Origin of the sequence: Bradyrhizobium manausense (genome assembly GCF_018130615.1) — a bacterium.
In the GTDB taxonomy this organism is placed as follows: domain Bacteria; phylum Pseudomonadota; class Alphaproteobacteria; order Rhizobiales; family Xanthobacteraceae; genus Bradyrhizobium; species Bradyrhizobium manausense_A.
This window is the reverse complement of the sequence record NZ_JAFCKB010000012.1, coordinates 26,259-48,171: the sequence shown is the minus strand read 5'-3', so window position 1 is coordinate 48,171 and position 21,913 is coordinate 26,259. Positions and strand designations below refer to the sequence as shown.

22 protein-coding genes and 1 riboswitch are annotated in these 21,913 nt (G+C 66.9%); of the genes, 6 read left to right on the top strand and 16 right to left on the bottom strand.

Annotated features, from left to right (window positions below):
* Positions 1-3: 3 nt before the first annotated feature.
* The 6 genes from cobF to cbiE are packed head-to-tail and all read right to left on the bottom strand — an operon-like array spanning position 4 to position 5,113.
* A complete protein-coding gene (gene cobF, locus JQ587_RS22190) occupies positions 4-753 on the bottom strand; it encodes a precorrin-6A synthase (deacetylating) (protein ID WP_212426702.1) in 750 nt (249 codons plus the stop codon).
* The gene (cobA, locus tag JQ587_RS22185; RefSeq protein WP_212426701.1) at positions 750-1,481 is read right to left on the bottom strand and encodes a uroporphyrinogen-III C-methyltransferase; all 732 of its coding nucleotides are present in this window, start codon (positions 1,479-1,481) and stop codon (positions 750-752) included. Before cobA ends, cobF begins: the two co-directional genes overlap by 4 nt.
* Positions 1,478-2,788 (bottom strand): cobyrinic acid a,c-diamide synthase CobB, encoded by a 1,311-nt coding sequence (locus JQ587_RS22180; RefSeq protein ID WP_212426700.1) that lies wholly within the window; start codon positions 2,786-2,788, stop codon positions 1,478-1,480. Before JQ587_RS22180 ends, cobA begins: the two co-directional genes overlap by 4 nt.
* Complete coding sequence (gene cobM, locus JQ587_RS22175; RefSeq protein WP_212426699.1) at positions 2,788-3,570, bottom strand: precorrin-4 C(11)-methyltransferase; 783 nt, start codon at positions 3,568-3,570, stop codon at positions 2,788-2,790. Before cobM ends, JQ587_RS22180 begins: the two co-directional genes overlap by 1 nt.
* Positions 3,567-3,935, bottom strand: a complete 369-nt coding sequence (locus tag JQ587_RS22170) for a cobalamin biosynthesis protein (RefSeq protein WP_212426698.1) — start codon at positions 3,933-3,935, stop codon at positions 3,567-3,569. The genes cobM and JQ587_RS22170 overlap by 4 nt, the downstream gene beginning before the upstream one ends.
* A complete protein-coding gene (cbiE, locus tag JQ587_RS22165; protein ID WP_212426790.1) occupies positions 3,932-5,113 on the bottom strand; it encodes a precorrin-6y C5,15-methyltransferase (decarboxylating) subunit CbiE in 1,182 nt (393 codons plus the stop codon). Before cbiE ends, JQ587_RS22170 begins: the two co-directional genes overlap by 4 nt.
* 10 nt (positions 5,114-5,123) lie before the next feature.
* Here cbiE and JQ587_RS22160 point away from each other — a divergent pair, with 10 nt between their 5' ends.
* Positions 5,124-5,870: a cobalt-precorrin-6A reductase gene (locus JQ587_RS22160; protein WP_212426697.1), complete on the top strand. Its 747-nt coding sequence runs from the start codon at positions 5,124-5,126 to the stop codon at positions 5,868-5,870.
* Here JQ587_RS22160 and cobJ read toward each other — a convergent pair.
* From cobJ to JQ587_RS22125, 7 genes are read right to left on the bottom strand one after another with little or no spacing between them, the layout of a single operon-like run.
* Positions 5,846-6,580 carry a precorrin-3B C(17)-methyltransferase gene (gene cobJ, locus JQ587_RS22155; protein ID WP_212426696.1) on the bottom strand — a complete coding sequence of 245 codons (735 nt, stop codon included), beginning with the start codon at positions 6,578-6,580 and terminating at the stop codon, positions 5,846-5,848. The two genes, JQ587_RS22160 and cobJ, sit on opposite strands and share 25 nt — an antisense overlap.
* Positions 6,577-7,308 (bottom strand): precorrin-2 C(20)-methyltransferase, encoded by a 732-nt coding sequence (locus JQ587_RS22150; RefSeq protein WP_212426695.1) that lies wholly within the window; start codon positions 7,306-7,308, stop codon positions 6,577-6,579. The genes cobJ and JQ587_RS22150 overlap by 4 nt, the downstream gene beginning before the upstream one ends.
* A 2-nt stretch (positions 7,309-7,310) precedes the next feature.
* Positions 7,311-7,940, bottom strand: coding sequence for a precorrin-8X methylmutase (locus JQ587_RS22145; RefSeq protein ID WP_212300545.1), 630 nt, complete (start codon positions 7,938-7,940; stop codon positions 7,311-7,313).
* On the bottom strand, positions 7,940-9,100 hold the full coding sequence (gene cobG / locus JQ587_RS22140) for a precorrin-3B synthase (protein WP_212300544.1): 1,161 nt from the start codon (positions 9,098-9,100) through the stop codon (positions 7,940-7,942). Before cobG ends, JQ587_RS22145 begins: the two co-directional genes overlap by 1 nt.
* Entirely contained in the window at positions 9,097-12,345 is a 3,249-nt protein-coding gene (gene cobN, locus JQ587_RS22135) for a cobaltochelatase subunit CobN (protein WP_212426694.1), read from the bottom strand. The genes cobG and cobN overlap by 4 nt, the downstream gene beginning before the upstream one ends.
* Positions 12,345-13,379 (bottom strand): cobalamin biosynthesis protein CobW, encoded by a 1,035-nt coding sequence (gene cobW / locus JQ587_RS22130; protein WP_212426693.1) that lies wholly within the window; start codon positions 13,377-13,379, stop codon positions 12,345-12,347. Before cobW ends, cobN begins: the two co-directional genes overlap by 1 nt.
* Complete coding sequence (locus tag JQ587_RS22125) at positions 13,376-13,750, bottom strand: DUF1636 family protein (protein ID WP_212426692.1); 375 nt, start codon at positions 13,748-13,750, stop codon at positions 13,376-13,378. Before JQ587_RS22125 ends, cobW begins: the two co-directional genes overlap by 4 nt.
* A 96-nt stretch (positions 13,751-13,846) precedes the next feature.
* Positions 13,847-14,066: riboswitch (cobalamin riboswitch) on the bottom strand.
* Positions 14,067-14,106: 40 nt separating this feature from the next.
* Here JQ587_RS22125 and cobO point away from each other — a divergent pair.
* Together cobO and JQ587_RS22115 are read left to right on the top strand one after the other, a co-directional pair.
* Positions 14,107-14,754: a cob(I)yrinic acid a,c-diamide adenosyltransferase gene (gene cobO / locus JQ587_RS22120; protein ID WP_212300540.1), complete on the top strand. Its 648-nt coding sequence runs from the start codon at positions 14,107-14,109 to the stop codon at positions 14,752-14,754.
* A gap of 7 nt (positions 14,755-14,761) precedes the next feature.
* A complete protein-coding gene (locus JQ587_RS22115) occupies positions 14,762-16,210 on the top strand; it encodes a cobyric acid synthase (RefSeq protein ID WP_212426691.1) in 1,449 nt (482 codons plus the stop codon).
* On the opposite strand, the gene cobD is transcribed toward JQ587_RS22115, so the two are convergent.
* Entirely contained in the window at positions 16,199-17,164 is a 966-nt protein-coding gene (cobD, locus tag JQ587_RS22110) for a threonine-phosphate decarboxylase CobD (protein ID WP_212426789.1), read from the bottom strand. The genes JQ587_RS22115 and cobD overlap by 12 nt on opposite strands.
* A gap of 11 nt (positions 17,165-17,175) precedes the next feature.
* Positions 17,176-18,129, bottom strand: a complete 954-nt coding sequence (cbiB, locus tag JQ587_RS22105; RefSeq protein ID WP_349629526.1) for an adenosylcobinamide-phosphate synthase CbiB — start codon at positions 18,127-18,129, stop codon at positions 17,176-17,178.
* Positions 18,130-18,250: 121 nt separating this feature from the next.
* Here cbiB and cobU point away from each other — a divergent pair, with 121 nt between their 5' ends.
* Genes cobU through bluB form a run of 3 tightly spaced genes read left to right on the top strand, consistent with a single transcriptional unit; the run spans position 18,251 to position 20,171 of the window.
* Entirely contained in the window at positions 18,251-18,754 is a 504-nt protein-coding gene (gene cobU, locus JQ587_RS22100; protein WP_212426690.1) for a bifunctional adenosylcobinamide kinase/adenosylcobinamide-phosphate guanylyltransferase, read from the top strand.
* Positions 18,751-19,536, top strand: coding sequence for an adenosylcobinamide-GDP ribazoletransferase (gene cobS / locus JQ587_RS22095; RefSeq protein ID WP_212426689.1), 786 nt, complete (start codon positions 18,751-18,753; stop codon positions 19,534-19,536). The genes cobU and cobS overlap by 4 nt, the downstream gene beginning before the upstream one ends.
* Before the next feature lie 2 nt (positions 19,537-19,538).
* Positions 19,539-20,171 carry a 5,6-dimethylbenzimidazole synthase gene (gene bluB, locus JQ587_RS22090; protein WP_212300536.1) on the top strand — a complete coding sequence of 211 codons (633 nt, stop codon included), beginning with the start codon at positions 19,539-19,541 and terminating at the stop codon, positions 20,169-20,171.
* A gap of 41 nt (positions 20,172-20,212) precedes the next feature.
* On the opposite strand, the gene JQ587_RS22085 is transcribed toward bluB, so the two are convergent.
* Positions 20,213-21,907: a ShlB/FhaC/HecB family hemolysin secretion/activation protein gene (locus JQ587_RS22085; protein WP_212426688.1), complete on the bottom strand. Its 1,695-nt coding sequence runs from the start codon at positions 21,905-21,907 to the stop codon at positions 20,213-20,215.
* Between the last annotated feature and the right edge of the window lie 6 nt (positions 21,908-21,913).

The following is a 21,913-nucleotide window of genomic DNA, read 5'->3' as shown; positions in this document are numbered from 1 at the left end:
CGCTTATGGCCTGCGCTTGAGGATGTAACTGTCCATGATCCAGCCGTGCTGCGCGCGCGCGTCCTGTCGGGCTGCGACGATGCGCGGGCCGACCTCAGTCAGCGCGCCGGATAGGATGATCTGATCGGCCATGCCGAGATAGGCACCCCACCAGATGTGAAGGCCTTCCGGATCGAGCGACTGGAACGCGGTGCCGCCGTCGAGCATCACAACAACGGTATCGACACCTTGCGGCCAGCCGCCTTCGCGCAAGCGACGTCCCGTCGTGACCAGGAAGGGTTCGCCGATGTCGTTGAGCGGCAGCGCATGCACCGCGCACAGTGCCTGGATCGAGGTGATGCCGGGCACGACTTCAATCTCGGGCAACGGATCGAGCCGCCGCGCGATGCGCAGCGAGGAATCATAGAGCGAGGGATCGCCCCAGATCAGCAGCGCGACCTTGCCATCGCCACCGAGATGATCCGCGATCGTCTGCGACCAGGCCGCGGCGACTGTGTCGTGCCAATCGTCCACGCCCTTGCGATAATCGGCTTCGCCGGCGTCGCGCACGGGAAGATCGAACTCGGCAATGCGCGTGGTGCCGTTCGTGAGCACATCGGCGCAAATGGTCCGCCTGAGATCGGCGAGATCGGATTTTGCGGTCCCCTTGCGCGGGATCAGGACGAGATCGGCAGCGTTGATGGCTTGAATCGCGGCGCGCGTGAGCTGCCCGGGATCGCCGCAACCGATGCCGATCAGCGAGAGCGTCGTCATGACGACCCGCCCTCCGCCAGCGCCCCGAACATGATGACGGCCGCCGTGGAAGCCGCGCCACCGCGGGCAAGCTGCTCGGCCAGCTCGGCAATGGTGGTGCGCATCAGCCGCTCGTCGGAACGGCCGAGGGATTCCGCAAATAACGCCGGAGTGTTCGGCGCAAGGCCGTGCTCGATGAGCTTTGCGACCAGCGCCGGAAAGGTGCGCCGGCCCATATAGACCACTGTCGTCGCATCCGGATCGGCGAGCGCCGTCCAGTTCAAATTCAGCGGCAGCTCGCCGGTGACATCGGCGCCGGTGACGAACTGCACCCGGCGAGAGGTGTGGCGACGCGTCAGGGGAATGCCGGCCCGCGCGGCGGCAACGCAAGCCGAGGTGACGCCGGGAACGATCTCGTAGCCGATGCCGGCCTCCCGCAACGTCTCGAGCTCCTCCTCGAGCCGACCAAAAATGCCGGCGTCGCCCGACTTCAGCCGCACGACCCGCGCCCCCGTTGCGGCATAGTCGACCAGGAGGCGGTTGACGTGGTGCTGTTTCGTCGACGGCCGCCCTGCCCGCTTCCCGACTGCGACGAGGTTCGCGCCGGGCCGTGCGAGATCGAGGATCGCGCCCGAAGCGAGATCGTCGTAAAGCACCACATCAGCCTCGCGCAGCCGCGCGGCGCCCTTGAGCGTGAGCAACTCAGGATCGCCGGGTCCGGCGGAGATAAAGGACACAAAACCGCTCACCGGTCCTCCGCGATCAGATGAAAGAATGTGCCGGTGGCCTGCCCGCGGCGCGAGCCGGTCTCGGCGATGACCGCGCCGGTGGCGTCATGCACGACCGCCAGCGGCGTATCGGGTTGTGCGACGATCGTCGAGTAATGGAATTCATGCCCGCGCAGCCGCGCGCCGGCCTGATGCCCCGGCATGGGGGCAGCGAGCGCGGCCAGGCGATAGCCCAGATGCATGCGGCGCTTGGCAAAGCTCGTCTCCAATCCGAGCAGGCCCGCCATTTCATGACGGACGCCGTCAGCGTCGGTCAACGCAGTTCCCAGCACCATATACCCTCCGCATTCGCCGTGCACGGGCCGCGTCTCAGCAAAGGCGCGCAGACCGCTGCAAAAACGTGCACTCGCCGCGATCTTGCCGGCGTGGAGCTCTGGGTAGCCGCCGGGCAGCCAGCACACATCGGCGCTCGCATCCGGCGCTTCGTCGGCGAGCGGCGAGAATGTCGAGATCTCCGCGCCCGCCGCGCGCCAGGCTTCCAGCATATGCGGATAGACGAAGGAGAATGCAGCGTCCCGGGCGAGCGCGATGCGCTGGCCGGGCGGCGTCACGTTGAGGCCATTCGCTGCTGCTTGCGGTGACCAGACAGCCGCCGCGCGCAGCACCGCATCGAGATCGACGTGCTCGACGACAAAGCGCGCGGCCTCGTCAATCAGCTTGCCGATCTCCGCCTGCTCCTCGGCCTGCACCAGGCCGAGATGTCGCTTCGGCAGGCTGATCTCGGCATGGCGCGGCAGCGCGCCAAACACAGGAATGCCAATGTCGTGCAGCGCACGCCGCACGAGATCTTCATGGCGCAGGCTGGCGACGCGGTTGAGCACGACACCGGCAAGGCGCACGCCGGGCCGATAGTCGCGAAGGCCCGCGGCAATCGCCGCAGCGGTCTGCGCCTGCCCGGAGGGGTCGATCACCAGCACCACCGGCCAGCCCAGCATCTCCGCGATGTCGGCGGTGGCACCAGTGCCGGAAACGCCGCGCGCGGCGACGCCATCGAACAGGCCCATCGAGCCCTCAGCGAGAACGATGTCGGCATTCGTGCCCCGGCTGACCAGATGTTCGATGGTGGCGCGGTCCATCGCCCAGCTGTCGACGTTGACGGAAGCACGGCCCGTGGCGGCGGCATGGAAAGCGGGATCGATATAGTCTGGGCCGCTCTTGAAGCACTGCACGTTCAATCCGCGATCTCGCCAGGCGCGCGCGAGCGCCAGCGTCAGCGTGGTCTTGCCGACGCCGGAGGCAGGCGCGGAGATGACGAGGCCTGCCGGCATCACGAAGCCTCCGGAAAGCGCGGCTCGGCGCCCACCGGCCGATAGCGGCGATCATAGTCGGCCGCATAGAGGCGGCTCTCATCAAAATCCGCAGCCCCAAGCGTCTTGCCGACCAGGATCAGCGCAGTGCGTTCCATCTCGCTGCCGATGGCGGCATCGAGCGTTGCCAGCGTCGCGCGGACGATGCGCTGGTCGGGCCAGCTCGCGCGCCAGACGATCGCGGCCGGGCAGTTTTCGCCATAATGCGGCGCCAGCTCGGCGATGACCTTGTCGAGCAGATGGATCGACAGGTGAATGGCGAGCACGGCGCCCGTCGCGGCGAATGCGGCAAGCTTCTCGCCCTCGGGCATCGCGCTGGCGCGCCCTGGCGTACGCGTCAACACCACCGACTGCGCAAGACCCGGCAGTGTCAGTTCAGCTTCCAACGCGGCCGCGGCGGCCGAGAACGACGGCACGCCGGGCGTGACGGTGAAGGGAATGCCGAGCGCGCGCAGACGGCGAAGCTGCTCTCCCATCGCCGACCAGATCGAGAGGTCGCCGGAATGCAGCCGCGCCACATCCATGCCTTCGGCATGCGCAGCAGCAATCTCCGCGATGATCCCATCGAGCGACAGCGGAGCCGTGTTGACGATGCGCGCGCCGGGCGGGCAATGCGCGAGCACGCCTTCGGACACGAGCGAGCCGGCATAGAGGCAAACCGGGCACGCCGCGATCAGATCGCGGCCACGCAGCGTCAGCAAGTCAGGCGCGCCGGGCCCGGCGCCGATGAAATGCACGGTCATGCGCCATCTCCTTCGGCGATCGCCGCGGTCGCGGAGCGATCCTGCGAGACCACCCGCGTCATGATCAGCCGCGCGCGCGGGCCGGCGACCGCGAGCGCTGCAGCTTCGGCGACGGATCCCGTGCCGAATTTTTCGGCGACGAATTTCGACTGCGTCGCCGTGTCGACGCTCGCAAGCACATCTGCCGGAACCGCCTTGATCGGCAAACCGCATTCGCGCGCGAGCAATTTCAACGCCTCCGCGTCGGCCTTGTCGCTGACGGTCGCCAGCGCCGCAAGGCCTTCAGGGCCGCCGGCTACCAGCAGCGCCTCTCGCAATGAGGCCAGCGTGACATCCTGCCTGAACCCGAGCCCCGCGACCTTCATCGGACCGCACTCCACTGCACCACCGGCCGCGCTGCCTCCCACGAACGGTAACGGCCGAGCGGAGCGCAATGCGCGATCTCGACCCGCATCAATTCGCCGCCATGCTGCCCGTGCAGTTCGCCAAGCAGCGCTTCCGTCTCCAGCGTCACCGAATGCGCGACCAATCGCGCACCCGGCGTGAGCCGCGACCACACCGCGTCGAACATCGTGCGATCGAGACCACCACCAATGAAGACAGCATCTGGCGGGTCCAGTGCGGCGAGAGCTTCGGGTGCCATCCCCGAGACGACAGTGATCCTATGCGCCAGCCCAAACGTAGCCGCATTGTTCCGGATGTTCGCGGCGCGGTCCTCGCGCGCTTCAATCGCGGTCGCCGTCCCGCCGCACAGCGCCCACTCCACCGAGATCGAGCCCGAGCCGGCGCCGATATCCCACAGCCGCTCGCCGGGGCGCGGCGCCAGCGCGGAGAGAGCCAAAGCGCGCACCGGCCGCTTGGTGATCTGGCCGTCATGAACGAAGAGATCGTCCGAGAGTCCCGAGCTGCGGGGAAGGCCCCGCCCACCCCTTGCCTCGACAGCGACCGCGACCAGGCGACAAGCGAGATCGCGCCCAAAGCTGTCGGCGCGATGTTTCGCGATGTCTTCCCGCGGTCCACCAAGCGCGTTGAGTGTCCAGAACGCCGACGCGCCCCATCCACGCTCGCTCAGCCATTTCGCAAGATCGCCGGCGGCCTTGCCGTCGCGGACGAGACAAACGATCCGCGCGCTTGGCGCGAGATGCTGGACGAGACGCTCGAATGGCGCGGCATGAAGCCCGAGGCAGGCAATGGATTCGAGCCGCCAGCCCAACCGCGCCGCCGCGAGCGAGAAGGTCGAGGGTCCCGGATGCGCGATCCACTCGTCGCCACCGAGCTTCTCGGTAAGGCCCGCGCCGGCGCCGTGCCAGAATGGATCGCCGGAGGCCAGCACCACCGTCGGCCGGCCGCGGCAGCCCAGCACGACACTCGCATCGAAAGGCACCGGCCACGCACGACCGCGGCTTCCCACGTCCGCGAGCGCAAGGTGACGCTCCCCCCCGAACACGGTTTCCGCGCGACCAAGCGCCTTTCGGCTTGCGTCGGACAGCCCCGCAAGGCCATCTTCGCCGATACCGATGATGGTCAGCCAGGGATCAGCCAAGGAATCAGCCATGATGCGCGCCCTTATTCTGGGCGGAATTGCCGATGCGAGCCTGCTCGCCGCGGAGATCGCGCGCGCAGGGATCGATGCCGTCTATTCCTATGGCGGCCGCACGCGCGCGCCCGCCGATCAGCCGCTGCCGACCCGCATCGGCGGCTTTGGTGGCGCGAGCGGGCTTGCTGATACCATCAGGCGCGAAGGCATCACGCATGTGATCGACGCGACGCATCCCTTCGCGGCCGAGATGAGCCGCAACGCGGTCGAAGCCTGCGCGGAAACTGCGACGCCACTGATTGCGCTCGAGCGCGCGCCCTGGGCCGAGGTGCCCGGCGACAACTGGATCGAAGTGACCGATGTCCACACAGCGGTCGACGCACTGCCGGAAGCGCCGGCCAACGTGTTCCTGGCCATCGGCCGCCAGCACATCGCACCGTTCGTGAAGCGACCGCAGCACGCCTACACGCTGCGGTTCGTCGATCCGCCCGAGGCGTCCCTGCCTTTCGCAGCCGAATTGATCGTGTCGCGCGGGCCATTCACGCTTGATGGCGAGTTGGCGATGATGCGCACACGCGGCATCAATTGGATCGTCGCCCGCAATTCCGGCGGTGACGGCGCGCACGCCAAGATCGACGCCGCGCGCATGCTCGGCCTGCCCGTGATCATGATCTCCCGGCCGCAATTGCCCGCGCGAAAGCGGGTTGAAAGCGTCACGGAGGTGATGCAGTGGCTCGGTCATCGGACCTGCCTCGGTGCATAAACCCAGCGGCCGACGCGGCGCGTCTGCGAGTTGCCGACGATCACCAGCGTGCGCATGTCGGCCATCTCGGGCGTCGCGTCGTTCAGCGTCACGGTCACGATCTTCTCGTCGGGCCCGCTGACGGCGCGCGCAAGGATCACCAGGCGCTCACCGCAGCCCGCTTCTTTCAGCACCGCGAGCGCGCGGCCAAATCCCTCCGGTCGGCTTGCCGAGCGCGGATTGTACATCGCAATCGAAAAATCAGCCTCCGCAGCGAGCCGCAAGCGCTTCTCGATCACCGCCCAGGGCTTGAGATTATCCGAGAGATTGATCGCGCAGAAATCATGACCGAGCGGCGCACCGGCGCGCGCAGCCGCCGCCAGCATCGCGGTGATGCCGGGCAGCACGCGGATCGGCAGGTTCTGCCATTGCGGCGCCTGTTCGAGCGCCTCGAACACGGCCGAGGCCATCGCGAAGACCCCGGGATCGCCGGATGAGACGACCACCACTTGCCCACCCTCCGCAGCAAGCCGCAAGGCCTTGGCTGCGCGCTGCAGCTCTTCGCGATTGTCCGAAGGATGCAGCGTGAGTCCCGATCGCAGTGGGATGCGCGCGACATAGGGCGTATAGCCGAGAACGTCGGTCGCGGCGGCGAGCGCGGCGGAAACCTCCGGCGTCACCAGCGTCTCACTGCCGGGGCCGAGGCCCGCGATGGTCAGCGTGCCCGTCATTCGGCGGCGTCCGGAAGCCGGCCCTTGCCATGGACGAGCACGATCGCAAAGTAAGGACAGTCGGCGGCGTCGATCTCGGCAAGCCGCGCCACGCGTTCGCCCGGCATGGTGCCGCGCTCGACCAGCCAGGCATCGTCGAGCCTGCCTGCGGACGCAAGCGCACGGCGCACCTTTGCGAGATTGCGGCCGGTCTTCATGATGACGAGCGCATCGGAATCGCGCATGCGACGCTCGAGCTCGGCTTCGGGAAGCGTCCCCATCAGCACCGTCGTCACGTCGTCGCCGAGCGCGATCGGCTGGCCGACGCCATTCCAGCAGCCGACCATGCCGGGAATTCCCGCGATCACCTCGATCTCGACACGGCCTTGCAAGCGCGTGTGCAGATGCATGAAGGAGCCGTAAAAGTAAGGATCACCTTCGCAGAGCACGACCACATCGACAGCGCGCGCCAGTCGCGCCAGGCGCTCCGCCCATTCGTCGTAGAAGCCGGCCAGCAGCTCGACGTATTCAGCGCTGTCGAACGCAATCTCGGTCGTAACCGGATATTCCATGGGGTATTCGGTGACGTCGGCCGCCAGCATGCCCTCGACGATGCGACGCGCCTGGCCGGGCCTACCCTTCTTGCGGAAAAAGGCGACGTGCTTCGCGCCGCGCACCGTGCGATCGGCACGCACACTCATCAGGTCAGGATCGCCGGGGCCGAGACCACAGCAGATGATATGCCCCATGGCTATTCGCTCCGGCTCGCCAGCGCGTTCACGGCGGCAACCGTGATCGCGGAGCCGCCGAGGCGGCCTTCGACCGTCAACGCCGGCGTCGGCGGATCGGCCATCAGTGCGGCCTTGGATTCGGCGGCACCGACAAAGCCGACGGGACAGCCGATGATTGCCGCGGGCCGCGGACAGTCGCGATCCTCCAGCATGTTAAGCAGATGAAACAGCGCGGTCGGCGCATTGCCGATTGCAACGATCGCGCCGTTGAGATGCGGCCGCCACAATTCCAGTGCCGCGGCCGAGCGCGTGTTGTGCATGGATTGCGCCAGCGCGGGAACGGCCTCGTCGCCGAGCGTGCAGATCACGGCATTGGCCGCGGGCAGCCGCGCGCGCGTAATCCCTTCCGAGACCATGCGGGCGTCGCACAGGATGGGCGCGCCCTTCTGCAGCGCGGCCCGCGCGGCGGTCGCCATGCCCGATGTGAAGCGGATATGCGCTTCGAGACCGACCATGCCAGCGGCGTGGATCATGCGCACCACGACCGGCTCCTCGTCGGGCGTGAAACGCGCCAGATCGGCCTCGGCGCGGATGGTCGCAAAGGATTGGCGATAGATCTTCGCGCCATTGGTCTCGTAAGTGTGCGGCATCAGTGCCCTCCCATCAGGATGGAGGGATTCTTGACGATGTCGTCGCGATCCAGGCCGCGCAGGACGGGCTCGTCGCGCGTCGATCCGCCGCGCACGAGATCGAAGCCCGAAGCCGTCGCGACCAGCGTGATCGCGGCAGCGCCGGAATGGGCGCACCCCTTGGCACAGCCCGAGACGTGAAGCCGCGCCGCTGAGCCGAGGTTCGGCGCAAGTGTCGCGGCCAGGGCGCGGGTATCGGCATGGGCCTCGCGGCAGCGCGGCGCGCCGCTACAGGCAATGACGCGCAACGCGGGATCGAAGGCCTCGGTGATCAGGCCGGATGCGGCCGGCATCGTCCGCTTCCCCTCGCTTAGGACCATGCGCCACGGCGTCATCCGCAGCGCATGCCCGCAACCGGAGAGCTGATTGAGTGTCGCATGTGGCATCTGTCCGAAGGCGACACCGATCATGGCACCTTGTGGATAAAGACCGGGACGCGCGGCGGCCATGATGGGCGCAGGCTCTGCATCGCCGCGCAGGGCCGCCGGCAATTCCGCGCCGGCCGCAAGATACGTCGCCATCCGCCCTCGCCCATCCCTGACGCCGGACCCGACGAACCAGCGAGCGACAGCAAGGGCGGTCGCCACGGCCTCGCCGCGCGCGACGCTGCGGCCGAGCCTGGCCCCGTCCGCGCGCACCAGAAGGCCGCCGGTAGCATCGCGCTCGATCCGCACATCGGCGGAATTGCCGGCAAGCACGCGTGACTTGCCGTCGTCAATGGCGAAGCCGAACTTCGCGGGCAGCTCGAACATGCTGTCCGCCAGCGCCTCCTCGAGCTCGGCGGCAAGCGCCTGGGTTTCGTCGCCATCGCGCCAAAACGGCGTGACCAGGATGTTGCGCCGGGATTCTGTGACGGCATCCGGATCGAGCAACGTCAGTTGCGCAAGACCGTCAAGCAACAGCCGGTGGCTGCTCTCGCTGACGCCCCTGATCTGAAAATTGGCGCGGCTGGTCACGTCAATCAGACCATTGCCATGGCGCTCGGCGAGATGCGCGAGCCCGGCGGCCTGCGCCGCATCGAGCCGGCCTCCGAACGGACGCACGCGAACCACGAGCCCGTCGCCCGATTGCATCGGTCGCAACGCGCCGGGGCACCAGCCCTTGACCTTGGACGCGCTCATGATGCCTCCTTCAACGCAGCCGCGATCGAATTGCGGCGCGTTCGCCAGAGCGAGGCTTCGTGCAGGCGCGCAAAACTGGCCTCCATTGCGGCAAGCGCCGCCGGATTTTCGCGGGCCATGAAAGCGCGGACGTCGGCGTCGCCGAGGGTTGCGTCATAATAGAGATCGAACAGATGCGGCGGCACGGCACCGGCGAGATGCGCAAAGGCGGCCATGTGCTCCAGCGTCGCGGTGATCTCGGCAGCCCCGCGAAAGCCGTGGCGCATCATGCCGGCGATCCAGGCCGGGTTGGCCGCGCGGGCACGGACGACACGCGCGATTTCTTCGGTGAGCGTACGCGCATGCGGCTCGTCGGGCCGCGTCGTGTCGAGGTGATAAAGCGACGGCTCCGACGCGCCGAGATGCGCGGCCGCCGCCGCGACGCCGGCTTCATGCGCGGCATAGTCGGCGGCGAGCAGAAGATCGGTTTCCGGCAGATCCTGGAGGTGGACGAAAGCATCGGCCGACGCGAGCCGCTGCTCGATCCCGGCGCGATCGGGCTTGATGGCGCCATCGGCGGAGAATGCCCAGGACGACGCCGACAGCCAGGCCTCGCCGGCCGCATGGCGCGTCTCTGGCGTGAAAGCATCGGGGATCGCCGAGAGGCCAACACCATATTGTCCGGGGCGCGGTGCGAACACGCGCGAGGCACGGTGACGATAAGGATTCTCGTCGCCTTCATCGTCGCGCGATGCAAGCGCTTCCGTGGCGGCTTCGAACAATTGCGCAAGTCCTGCGAAGACATCGCGGAACAGGCCCGACACGCGCAGCGTGACGTCGATGCGGGGACGACCAAGCTCGGCCGGTGCGATGATGTCATAGCCGGTAACGCGGCCGGAGGCGTGATCCCAGCGTGGCGAAAGTCCGGCGAGATGCAGCGCCATCGCAAACTCCTCGCCTGCGGTGCGCATCGTCGCCGAGCCCCAGAGATCGACGATGAGGCCTTTCGGCCAGTCGCCGTGATCCTGCAAATGACGACGCAGCAGCTCTTCGGCGAGTTTTATCCCTTGCGCATGCGCCGACGGCGTCGGCACCGCACGCGGATCGACGGCGAAAAGATTGCGTCCCGTCGGCAGCACGTCTTGCCGCCCGCGATAGGGCGAGCCCGATGGCCCCGGCGCAACGCGCAAGCCCGCAAGCCCGGCCCGCAGCGCATCCCGCTCCGCTTCGCCACAAGCGCCACGGCCGAACACGTGCAGGCCGTCGCCGAACTGGCTTTCCTTGAGATCGCAGACGAAGCGATCGATGCGCGGGATCGCTTCGGCGGGCGCCGCCGACGCGTCGAGGCCGAGATCGTCTTCGAGGCCTGCGGCGCGCGCCTCGTCGCGGATCGCAGCGATCAGGCGCTGGCGGCGGGCGGGGTCGAGACCGTCGGCGGTCGAATATTCGTCAAGCAGGCGTTCGAGCCGGCGGAGGCCTTCGGGCACCACGGATTGTTCGAGCGGCGGCGGCAGATGGCCGATCGTGACGGCGCCGATGCGCCGCTTGGCTTGCGCGGCCTCGCCGGGATCATTGACGATGAAGGGATAGACCACGGGTAAATCGCCGATCAGCGCTTCCGGCCAGCATTGCGAGGACAGCGCGACGGATTTCCCGGGCAGCCATTCCAGCGTGCCATGCGCGCCCATGTGGACGACGGCATCAATCCCCTGCTCGCGGAGCCAGAGATAGAACGCGACATAGGCGTGGCGCGGCGTGCGGGCGAGATCGTGATAATCGGAATCGCGCGTCGTCGCGTCGCCGCGCTCGGGCTGAACTGCGATGATCGACTGGCCGGACTGGATCGCAGCGAAGTGGAACACACCATCACGGCAGTTCGGATCGCTCTCAGGCGTGCCCCAGGCTTGCGCGAGATCGTCTTGCAAACTTTGCGGAAGACGCGGGAGCGCGGCACCATAGTCGGCGACGCTCCAGGTCAGGTTCTGCTTGAGCAGCGTATCGCCGAGCGCCCCAACTGGTTCAACATTGAAGCCGGCATCCCCGAGGTCGGATACCAATGCTTCGACCGAAGCGAGTGCATCGAGACCAACGGCATGCGCGATCTGGTGCAGACGGCCGGGATAGTTCGAGAGCACGATGGCCAGCCGTTTCTCGGCGACCGGTGTCTCAGCGATACGAAGCCAGGCCGCAACGCGTGCAGCGACGGCCTCCACACGCTCCTGATCCGGCCGATGCGCCAGGTGCGAGAACTGGAGATCGGGATCACGCTCCGCCGCTGACTTGAAACTCACCACGCCCGCGAACAGGCGGCCGTCGACCTCGGGCAGCACCACATGCATCGCGAGATCGCCGGGCGACAGGCCGCGCAGCGAGTCCGCCCAGTCCTCGCGCCGCGCCGACGACAGCGCGACCTGGAACACGGGACACGATGCGACATCGAACGGTGTGGTGCCGTCCTCGCCCATCGCAGAGAACGCCGTCGCGTTGACGATTGCGGCCGGAGGCTTCTCTACGAGATGTGCCCGCAACCAATCCCCGACGCCTGCGGCTTTCAGCGACGTCACGAACACGCCATACGCGTCAAAGCCTTTCTCGCGTAGCGCGGCGATCAACGCATCGACCGGCCTCGTGTCCGCGGCGGTGAGATAGGAGCGATAGAACGCCACCAGAGCGCGCGGCTTCTCCTCGCTCGCCGCCGGCGCAGCAATGACGCCACGCGCCGGATCGTAAAAGCCCATCTCGGGCACGTTCATCTCGCCAACGACCGGGCCTGCATAAAGACCGGAGGCCAGCGCGAGCTGCGCGATCGCGGCTTGCGCGGCGACCGGGCCGCCGGTGTCGCACAGCACCTTGAGCCGGCGCAGCGTCGAGACCGGCAGGGTCGAGTACGCATCGAGCCTGATGTCGTCGCGGCCATCGGCCGGCAGGACGGCGAGCACGATGCCGCGATCCTTCGCGAGCTGCTGGAGCGCCGCGAGGCCGTAAGGCCAATAGGACTCTCCGCCGATCAGGCGCACCAGAATGCCGCGTGCCTGCGTCAGCGTGCGTTCGACATAGGTATCGACCGACAGCGGATGACGCAGCTCCGCAAGATTGGCGAGCCGCAGCGACGGCAGACTGTCGCGGCCACGCCGCCAGCCGGCGGCAAACGCCGCGAGATCGGAGTCCGAGAACGAGAGCACCACGAGATCGGCCGGATCCTGGCCGATGTCTCTTGGCGTCGCGGTCTCCTCCAGACCGCGGCTCTCGCGGAAGACGACGTGCATCAGACTCCCAATCCCGCTCGGATCGCGGCCTCGTCGATATCGCCGTGCTCGCCGATCACGACGAGCTTCGACTGCCTGCGGCCTGCGCCCCAGGGCTTGTCGAACTGGTGGCGCACGCGTTCGCCGACAGCCTGAAGCAACAGGCGCATCGGCTTGCCCGCGACCGCGAGATAGCCCTTGGCACGCAGCACGTTCTGCTCGCGCGCCAGCTTCTGGACCGATGCGACCAGCGCATCGATATCAGTGACCTCGGGAAGATCGATCACGACGGAGGCGAAATCATCATGCTCGTGCTCCTCCTCGCCGTCATGATGCGAGGGACGCGCGGCGAGATCATTCTCCGCGGCGGCGCCGAGGCCGAGGATGACGCGCGCATCGATCGCGCCGTCGGTGATGGGGAGCATCGGCACGCGGCGCGGCATCTCGGCGCTGATCGCGGCCTTGGCGGCTTCGATGCCGGCGGCGCCGGCGAGATCGGCCTTGGTCAGCAGCACGATATCGGCGCAGGCGATCTGGTCCTCGAACACTTCGGACAGCGGCGTCTCGTGATCGAGATTCTCGTCCGCCGCGCGCTGTGCTTCCACCGCATCCGGATCCGGCGCGAAGCGGCCGGCGGCGACGGCCTCGGCATCGGCGAGCGCGATCACGCCGTCCACCGTGATGCGCGAGCGGATCTCCGGCCAGTCGAACGCCTTCAGCAAAGGCTTCGGCAGCGCGAGGCCCGATGTCTCGATCAGGATGTGATCGGGCCGCACCGGACGCGCCAAAAGCTTCTCCATGGTCGGAATGAAATCGTCGGCGACGGTGCAGCAGATGCAGCCATTGGCGAGCTCGACGATGTTCTCCTCCGGGCAGTTCGCGTCTGCGCACGATTTCAGGATCTCGCCGTCGACACCCTCGCTGCCGAACTCGTTGACGAGCACGGCGAGCTTCTTGCCGCCCGCATTGCTGAGCAGGTGCTGGATCAGCGTCGTCTTGCCGGAGCCGAGAAAGCCGGTGACCACCGTCACCGGGACTTTTGCGAGCGAGTTCATTCAGCGGCCTCCGGCAACGTGGCAATGGGGGGAATGCGGGCAAGCGATTGCTTGCGGAAGATTTCGGAACGACTGCGCCAGGGCACGAGGCCATCGGGCGCGGCGGCATAGGCGGCGGCGCCGGCGACGACGTCCTGCGCGTTGGCATCCGAGAGGCGGCCATAGACATAGGACCAGCGGCCGGGCGCACTTAGCGCGACCGAGCAGCCCTGGTTGCACGCAGACAGGCATTCCACGGGAACCACAGTAACGCCGTCGGGTACGCCGGCCTCGAGGATCGCCCCATGCAGGCGCTTGCCGGGCGTCGTCTCGCCCTCGCCGAGCGTCTGGCCGGCGCGGCAGGTGATGCAGACGTGCAGTGTGACGGTCATCGCCTCTTCCAGAATATTGAGCGGGAGGCGAAGAGGCCCACGGACCGTTCTTGCGAAGGCCCGTTTCCCCGTCGCGGAACACCCCGTCCGCCGGTCCAAAAATCGTCCGCGTTGGCAGGTCTCCCGGCTTGCGGAGCAGGGTTTCCCCTTCGATCCCCGCCTTCCCGATCCGCAAGATGGATCAGTGGCTTCGGGCATCTCTCCGGTCACGGTCGCGGGGGCGGCTGCATTTTGGACCCAAATCTTGCCGATTCGGACCCTATCGCATTCCCTCTTCGCCTGTCATAGGACAGGAACCAACGCCGGGCCACCATTTGCCCCCGGCCGCCTCTTGTCAAGCCGAAGGACCCCATCCGATGACGCCTGAACCGGATACCCAAACGGCCCAAGAAACCGACGCCAAGACCGACGCCAAGCACGCCGCGAAAATGGCTAAGATCAAGGTCGCCCGCGACAAGATCATGGCGACCAAGAGCGGCGAAAAGGGCCTCATCATCGTCCACACCGGCGCCGGCAAGGGCAAGTCGTCTTCCGCCTTCGGCATGATCGTGCGCTGCGTCGCCCATGGCTTTCCCTGCGCCGTGGTGCAGTTCATCAAGGGCGCCTGGGATACCGGCGAGCGGCGCCTGCTCACCGGCCATTTCGGCGAGCTCTGCCAGTTCCACGCGATGGGCGAAGGCTTCACCTGGGAGACGCAGGACCGCGCCCGCGACATCGCCGCGGCGCGCGCCGGCTGGGAGAAGGCGAAGGAGCTGATAGCAGATGAAAGCCTGCGCATGGTCGTGCTCGACGAGATCAACATCGCGCTGCGCTACGACTATCTCGACATTGCGGAGGTCGTCGATTTCCTGAAGACCTCGAAGCCGCCGATGACGCATGTCGTGCTCACCGGGCGCAACGCCAAGGACGAACTGATCGAGATCGCCGATCTCGTCACCGAGATGACGCTGGTGAAGCATCCCTTCCGCTCCGGCATCAAGGCGCAGGCCGGCGTCGAGTTCTGAAGACACGATGGCGCGCGCATTGATGATCCAGGGCGCCGGCTCGGACGTGGGCAAGTCGCTCATCGTCGCCGGTCTCGCGCGCGCCTTCACGCGGCGGGCCTTGCGCGTGCTTCCGTTCAAGCCGCAGAACATGTCGAACAATGCCGCCGTCACCGTCGACGGCGGCGAGATCGGCCGCGCCCAGGCGTTGCAGGCGCTCGCCGCCGGCGTCGAGCCGCACACCGATATGAACCCGGTGCTGCTGAAACCCGAGACCGATATCGGTGCGCAGGTGATCGTGCAAGGCAGGCGCATCGCGACCGCGCGGGCGCGCGACTATGCGGTGATGAAGCCCTCATTGATGGGCGCGGTGCTGGAGAGTTTTGAGCGGCTGAAGGTGCGCGCCGATCTGGTGCTGGTGGAAGGCGCCGGCAGCCCGGCCGAGGTAAATCTGCGCAAGGCCGACATCGCCAATATGGGCTTTGCCCGCAAGGCCGACGTCCCCGTCGTGCTGGTCGGCGACATCGACCGCGGCGGCGTCATCGCCCAGCTGGTCGGCATCAAGACGGTGATCGACCCTGACGATGCCGCGATGATCCAGGGATTTGTCATCAACAAATTCCGTGGTGACCCCACGCTGTTCGATGACGGCTACAGGCTGATCGCGCAAAAAACGGCTTGGCGCGGCCTTGGCGTGCTGCCCTGGTTTTCGCGCGCCGGCGAGCTGCCGGCCGAGGACGCTCTGGGCCTCAGCGATGCGCGTAGGCCCGGCCAGTGCAAGATCGCCTGCCTTGCGCTGTCGCGGATCGCCAATTTCGACGATCTCGATCCGCTCAAGCTCGAACCGGGCGTCGATCTGGTGATGGTGCGCCCGGGCGAAGCGATCCCTGGCGATGTGCGCCTCGTCATCATCCCCGGTTCAAAATCCACCCGCGGCGACCTCGCCTTTCTGCGCGCGCAGGGCTGGGACATTGATCTGCTCGCGCACCATCGCAGAGGTGGCCATGTGCTCGGCTTGTGCGGCGGCTATCAGATGCTGGGGCGCAGCGTCGCCGATCCCGACGGCATCGAAGGTCCCGCGGGTGACGCGCCGGGCCTCGGGCTGCTGGATGTGACGACCGTGATGAGTCCGCAGAAAACGTTGACGCGTGTTGTGGCTGTGCATGCGGCGACGGATCAGCCGATCGCCGCCTACGAGATCCACATCGGCCGTACCGACGGACCCGATCGCGCGCGACCGTTTGCGAAGCTCGATGGCGAGCCGGAAGGCGCGATCTCAGCAGACGGACGCGTGCAAGGCAGCTATTTGCACGGCCTGTTCACGTCGGATGATTTCCGCAAGGCGTTTTTGGCAAAGCTCGACATTGCCGCAGGCGACGAGCCCTATCATGCCAGGGTCGAGAGCGCACTGGATGCGCTCGCCGATCACATCGAGAAGCATCTCGACGTCGACGGCCTGCTCGCGCTAGCGCGCTAGGACCGCGGCGAGGCGCGTCCATTCGGCTTCGCTGCCGGGAAGCCCGAGCCGGAGCCAAGTTGGATTTTGTACGAAGACGCGCGACCAGATATGGTCACGCGCGAGCTTTTCTTGCGCAGCGAGTGCATGTGGCGTCTCATAGAGACGGAACAGCGAAGCGCCGCCGACGAGCCGCCAGCGCTGCCCCCGCGCCATTTCATCGAGACGAGCCCCGTCACGCGCCAGCCGTGCTGATGTCGCCTCAGACCAAGCCTCGTCTCGCAAGGCGCGGCAGCCGATGGCGATCGCTGCTCCCGAGACCGGCCACGGACCCGACATCGCAGCGAGCCCGGCGATATCCGCCGCATTGCCGATCGCAAATCCGAGCCGCAGGCCGGCCAGACCGTAAAACTTCCCGAAGGAGCGCAAGATCAGCAACCCGGGCCGATCCGCCTCCGGCGCAAGCGACAGCTGTGGAACCGCGTCTGCAAAACTCTCGTCAACGACGAGACGACCGACGCGCGGCAACAGCGCGAGCAGATCCTTTGGCGGAAAACTCCGGCCATCGGGATTGTTAGGATTGACGATCACAGCAAGATCCGCGCCTGCCAGCGCATCGAGCTCGCGGACCTCCTTTGCATCCCAGCCCGCAGCCGAGAGAACGCCGGCATATTCATTGTAGGTCGGCGCCAAAATGCGCGCCCGGCCGCACGGCGCGAGCTGTGGCAACAGTTGAATGGCGGCCTGCGCGCCGCCCATCGCGACGATCGGTGCGCTTGTCGCATAGGCGTGCCGCGCGGCCTGACGCAACGCCTCGATCTCGGATCGCGATGGCAGCGCCTGCCAATGATGCGCGCCGATCTCGCCCACGGGATAAGGCAGCCGGTTGATGCCGGTCGACAGATCGATCCAGTCCGCCGCGCGTCCGCCGAAACGCTGCTGGGCCAGATCGAGATTTCCACCGTGCTCGCGCATACCCTGTTCTTTCACGCGAAAGCCAGGATCGCAAGCAGGCCGGCAAGCAACAGCATGGCGCGGCGGTAGATCGTCAGTCCCTCGACAATGTCCACGGCGAGCGGATCGCGCGCGCCCTCGTTGAGCCAAGGCTCGTCGGTCGCGCTGCCGTGATAGATGCGGGGGCCGCTGAGCCGCACGCCAAGCGCGCCGGCCATCGCCGCTTCCGGCCAGCCGGCATTGGGCGAGCGATGACGGCGCGCATCGCGCGTCATGCACGACAATGCTTGGGATTGCCGCGGCGCGAGCAGCACGAACAAAAATCCGGTCAGGCGCGCCGGAATGAAGTTTGCGACATCATCGATGCGGGCAGCCGCCCAGCCAAACGCTTCATGCCGTTCGCTGCGATGGCCGATCATGGAGTCCAGCGTGTTGATCGCCTTATAACCGAGGATGCCGGGCAGACCGAACAGCGCGCCCCAGAACACCGGCGCGACGATGCCGTCGGACGCGTTCTCCGCGAGGCTCTCGATTGCGGCACGCGCGATCCCGGATTCGTCGAGCGCTGTGGGATCGCGGCCGACGATGCGCGAGACCGCCACGCGCGCAGCCGCGATGTCGCCGCCCAGCAGAGGATTTGCGACGGCCGCGACATGATCATGCAACGAGCGTAGCGCGACCAGCGGCCAGGCCAGGACGCCGATCAGCGTGATCTGGATCCAGCTCCAAGGAAGCAAGAACTGAAGCAGGGACTGCAGCAGCCAACCAAGCGCAGCCGCGAGCGCAATCACCAGAATCGCGCCGGCGACGCCGGCGCCGCGGCGCAGCGCCGGCGCGTCAGACTCGCGATTCCAGCCGGCATCGATGGCGCCGATCAGCCGGCCGAGCCAGGTCACGGGGTGGCCGATCCGGGCAAACAGCGGTGACGGCCAGCCCGAGAGGGCATCCACCGCCATTGCCACCACCATCGCGCCCGCAAAACCCACACCCGCCTCCTGTCCCGCCCCTGTTGCGCAAAGCGGGGGGCGAGCGCAAGCCCCTACCCGCCTGATTTCGGCTTTGTCTTTGGCCTCGTTTGGTGATTAGTCAGGCTCATAGGAGACTTTGATGGCCGTCATCTTGATCACGGGTGGAGCGCGATCGGGCAAGAGCAAGCGTGCAGAACTACGTACGCGCGCCTTTCCCGGGCAGCCCGTCTATGTCGCGACGGCCGAGGCGCTCGATGCCGAAATGGAAGCACGAATCGCAAAGCACCGCGCGCGGCGCGGAACCGACTGGATCGAACGCGAGGTGCCGCTCGACCTCGTGCCCGCGCTGGTCGCAAGCGATGGCGGCGGCGCGAGACTGGTGGACTGCCTGACGCTGTGGCTCTCCAATCTGATGCACGCCGAGCGCAACTGGGAACGCGAGGTGAGCGAGCTCGCCGGCGCACTGCCCCGCCTGAAAAGCCCCGTCGTCTTCGTCACCAACGAGGTCGGTCTCGGCATCGTCCCCGACAACGCGCTGGCGCGCAGTTATCGCGATGCCGCGGGGATCATGAACCAGATCATTGCTGATGTCGCCGACGAGGTCGAGTTCGTCGTCGCCGGCCTGCCGATGAAGCTGAAATGATGCCGCGTACCGAGATTCTGAAAGACGTCGTCGCCGATTTCAGAATCGCAGCGTCCTTCGTCACGATTGTGCCGGTGGCATCGTCGAAACCGGCCGGCGACGGCGCCATCGCGCGCGCGACCTGGGCGCTGCCGGTCGCGGGATTGCTGGTGGGCCTCGCTGGCGCAGCATCCCATGCGCTCGCGAGCAAACTGGGACTGGCGCCAGGTACGGCTGCGCTACTCGCTCTCGTCACAACCACCCTCATCACCGGCGCGCTGCATGAGGACGGCCTTGCCGACACCGCCGACGGGCTCGGCGGCGGGCGCACGCGCGAGCGAAAGCTCGCGATCATGCGCGACAGCCGGATCGGCAGCTATGGCGTCTGCGCGCTGATCCTGTCGTTCGGCCTGCGCTGGAGCGCGTTGGCCGCGATCGCCAATCCGTGGGCCGTCGCGCTCGCGCTGTGCGCCGCGCATGCCGCCGCACGCGCGGGCGTGCCGGCTTTCATGTCGCTGGTCCCACCGGCGCGGCCGGACGGGCTGTCGGCGAGCGCCGGAACGCCGCCTGGACGCAGCGTGGCCGCGGCCTTCGCGCTTGGAACGCTCGTTCTCACTCTTGCGTTAGGACCGGGCAAGGCCCTCGCCGGACTGATCCTGCTGTCACTCGCCGGGCTGATCATGGCGCGGCTCGCCATCCGTCAGATCGGCGGCCAGACCGGCGATATCCTCGGCGCGTTCGAGCAGGTCGGTGAAATCCTGATCATGCTGGTCGCCGCAGCCTTCCTTCACGCGGGAGGATGACAATGGTGGAATTCGACGACGCCTTCCGCCGGCAATTGCGCGATCTGTTCGTATGGCGCCGCGACGTGCGTCGCTTTCGCACCGATGCGCTGCCCGACGGTGCCGTGGAGCGGCTGATCGAGACCGCCTGTCTGTCACCGTCGGTCGGCCTGAGTCAGCCGTGGCGCTTCGTCGTCGTCGATGATGCTGCACGGCGGCGCGCCGTGATCGATGATTTCAAAGCTTGCAACGCCGATGCCCTGAATTGCTATTCCGGCGAGCGCGCCGGCCGCTACGCCGCACTCAAGCTCTCGGGCCTCGAACAGGCGCCAGCCCACCTCGCAATATTCGCCGACAAAGCCAGCGACATCGGCCATGGCCTCGGCCGCGCGACGATGCCCGAGACAACGGAGTATTCCGTGGTCGCAGCGATCACCGCGATGTGGCTCGCCGCGCGCGCCGAGGGGATCGGGCTCGGCTGGGTCTCGATCCTCAATCCGGACCGTATCCATGGCACGCTCGACGTGCCCACCTCCTGGAAATTCATCGCCTATCTCTGCATCGGCTACCCCGAGGCGGAGTGCGACCAGCCCGAGCTCGAACGCGCGAAGTGGGAACACCGGCGTGGTGCGGAGGAATTCACGTTGCGGCGCTAGCCCCAAGCCCGGCCATGACGGAGAGGAAGAAGCCCGCCGGCCTACGACTTGGTCTTGCCTGCAACGGCCGCCACAGGCGTGGTGGTCGGCTGCTTCTCGAACATCAGCAGCGGGCGGACGATGACACGGCCATAGGCTTCGTAATGATGCTGGGTCGAGACCGCCGTCTTCAGCGGCGTCGCATAATTGGCTTCCAATGTCATGAACTGCGCATAAGTCCAGGAGAACCCGACGCCGACCGAGGCCATTTCGGTCACGCCGGGGAATGTCGAATACACCGCGCCCCAGTCGGTGAAGACGTAGGTGTCAAATCCCCTCAGCCATTGCGACCAGTTGTAGTGCAGCTCGGCGTTGAAATAATAGCCGCTGTCGCCGGACGCTGCGTTGGTCGGGTAGCCGCGTACGGTGCTGGGGCCGCCGATCGTGAATATCTGGTCGCCCGGCAGCAGCTTCTCCTGCGTGTACTGCCAGCTCGCCAGCACGTTGGCGCTGAAATTGGCCGGCCCCGCGGCACTGTTCGCGATCAGCGTGCCGGTATAGGTGTTGAACGCACGGTTGTTGCCGAGCACGTGGTCTTGCCACGCGATGTAGTTCACCGCCGGCGAGACCGTGATCGAATAGGTATTGCCGGAATTGGTCACGGAGACGCCGGCCGTGGCCTTGTCGTAATGGTCGTCGGTCACCGCGACGGTCGCGAAGCGGCTCACCGTCTTGCCTTCGGTCTCCGCGGCGTTGAGCAGTATCAGCCAGTTCTGCGTCACCCAGACCGGCTGGCTGAAATTGACAGCGGCCTGGCTCGACCGCCCCGTGACGTCGAGCGCAGCGAACGGCCCGTCGATGATCTTGATCTTGCCCTCGGTATAGCTGACGCCCGCGCGCCCACCCCAGGGGTTGACCGGGATGCTGTAGGCGACGTTGCCGTTGAGATTGCCGTCGGAGCGGACGCCATAGAAAGTCAGACGGTCGTCAACGCCGAACAGGCCGTGACGCTTGTAGAAAGTGCCGCCTTCCCAGCGGCCGGTGTTTTCGGAAGCCTGATTGTCGACAAAGAGCTGCCAGGTGTCGACCGGCGGCTCGATCACCGCGAACTGGAGGTCGGTCAGGCCGAAGCTCGCGCCGGGCTGGAGCAGCGCCTTGATCTGCACGTCGTTGGTCCGGTTGAACCAGGTCACGTCGCGATTGAGCTTTGGAACGTCGAGAACCTCGCCTTCCGGCTCCTTGACGCGCTGGAGGATGTAGTCGGTGCGCGTCTGCTGGTTACCCTCGACGGTCGTCTTCTGCAGCCGGCCCTCGGTCAGCTTGATCTTGACCGTCCCGTCCTTGGGATCCTGATCCGGCAGGGTCGCAATGCCCGTGACGATGCCGCGCTCGGTGTAGATCGCATTGATGTCGGCGACGATCTGCAACAGTGCCGCGATGTCGACATTCTTGCCGACATATTTCTTCGCGATCTCGTCGAGCTCCGCCGGCGTGATGAATTTGGATGAGTCGAATTCGAGCTTGCGCAGGTGAAATTTCGGCCCGCCCGGCTTCATGAGCGGCGACTTCTCACGTGCTCCGCCGATCACGGCCGGGCCGTTCAGCTTGGGCGGCGCGCTCTGCTGTTCGAACTGGCGGCGCTGCCGGTCGACGTCGTTCTGGATCGCGCCGGGATTGATCGAGGGCACCTGCGCGCGCGCGGTTACGATGCTCGACGCAACAAGCCCGATCGTCAATGCTACGCCTAGAACACGCATCTCGAC

Coding starts and splice junctions, on each gene's coding strand:
- cobF (WP_212426702.1), bottom strand. CDS start 753: ATGACGACGCTCTCGCTGATCGGCATCGGTTGCGGCGATCCCGGGCAG.
- JQ587_RS22180 (WP_212426700.1), bottom strand. CDS start 2,788: ATGCCGGCAGGCCTCGTCATCTCCGCGCCTGCCTCCGGCGTCGGCAAG.
- cobM (WP_212426699.1), bottom strand. CDS start 3,570: ATGACCGTGCATTTCATCGGCGCCGGGCCCGGCGCGCCTGACTTGCTG.
- JQ587_RS22170 (WP_212426698.1), bottom strand. CDS start 3,935: ATGAAGGTCGCGGGGCTCGGGTTCAGGCAGGATGTCACGCTGGCCTCA.
- JQ587_RS22160 (WP_212426697.1), top strand. CDS start 5,124: ATGATGCGCGCCCTTATTCTGGGCGGAATTGCCGATGCGAGCCTGCTC.
- cobJ (WP_212426696.1), bottom strand. CDS start 6,580: ATGACGGGCACGCTGACCATCGCGGGCCTCGGCCCCGGCAGTGAGACG.
- JQ587_RS22150 (WP_212426695.1), bottom strand. CDS start 7,308: ATGGGGCATATCATCTGCTGTGGTCTCGGCCCCGGCGATCCTGACCTG.
- JQ587_RS22145 (WP_212300545.1), bottom strand. CDS start 7,940: ATGCCGCACACTTACGAGACCAATGGCGCGAAGATCTATCGCCAATCC.
- cobG (WP_212300544.1), bottom strand. CDS start 9,100: ATGAGCGCGTCCAAGGTCAAGGGCTGGTGCCCCGGCGCGTTGCGACCG.
- cobN (WP_212426694.1), bottom strand. CDS start 12,345: ATGCACGTCGTCTTCCGCGAGAGCCGCGGTCTGGAGGAGACCGCGACG.
- cobW (WP_212426693.1), bottom strand. CDS start 13,379: ATGAACTCGCTCGCAAAAGTCCCGGTGACGGTGGTCACCGGCTTTCTC.
- JQ587_RS22125 (WP_212426692.1), bottom strand. CDS start 13,750: ATGACCGTCACACTGCACGTCTGCATCACCTGCCGCGCCGGCCAGACG.
- cobO (WP_212300540.1), top strand. CDS start 14,107: ATGACGCCTGAACCGGATACCCAAACGGCCCAAGAAACCGACGCCAAG.
- JQ587_RS22115 (WP_212426691.1), top strand. CDS start 14,762: ATGGCGCGCGCATTGATGATCCAGGGCGCCGGCTCGGACGTGGGCAAG.
- cobD (WP_212426789.1), bottom strand. CDS start 17,164: ATGCGCGAGCACGGTGGAAATCTCGATCTGGCCCAGCAGCGTTTCGGC.
- cobU (WP_212426690.1), top strand. CDS start 18,251: ATGGCCGTCATCTTGATCACGGGTGGAGCGCGATCGGGCAAGAGCAAG.
- cobS (WP_212426689.1), top strand. CDS start 18,751: ATGATGCCGCGTACCGAGATTCTGAAAGACGTCGTCGCCGATTTCAGA.
- bluB (WP_212300536.1), top strand. CDS start 19,539: ATGGTGGAATTCGACGACGCCTTCCGCCGGCAATTGCGCGATCTGTTC.
- JQ587_RS22085 (WP_212426688.1), bottom strand. CDS start 21,907: ATGCGTGTTCTAGGCGTAGCATTGACGATCGGGCTTGTTGCGTCGAGC.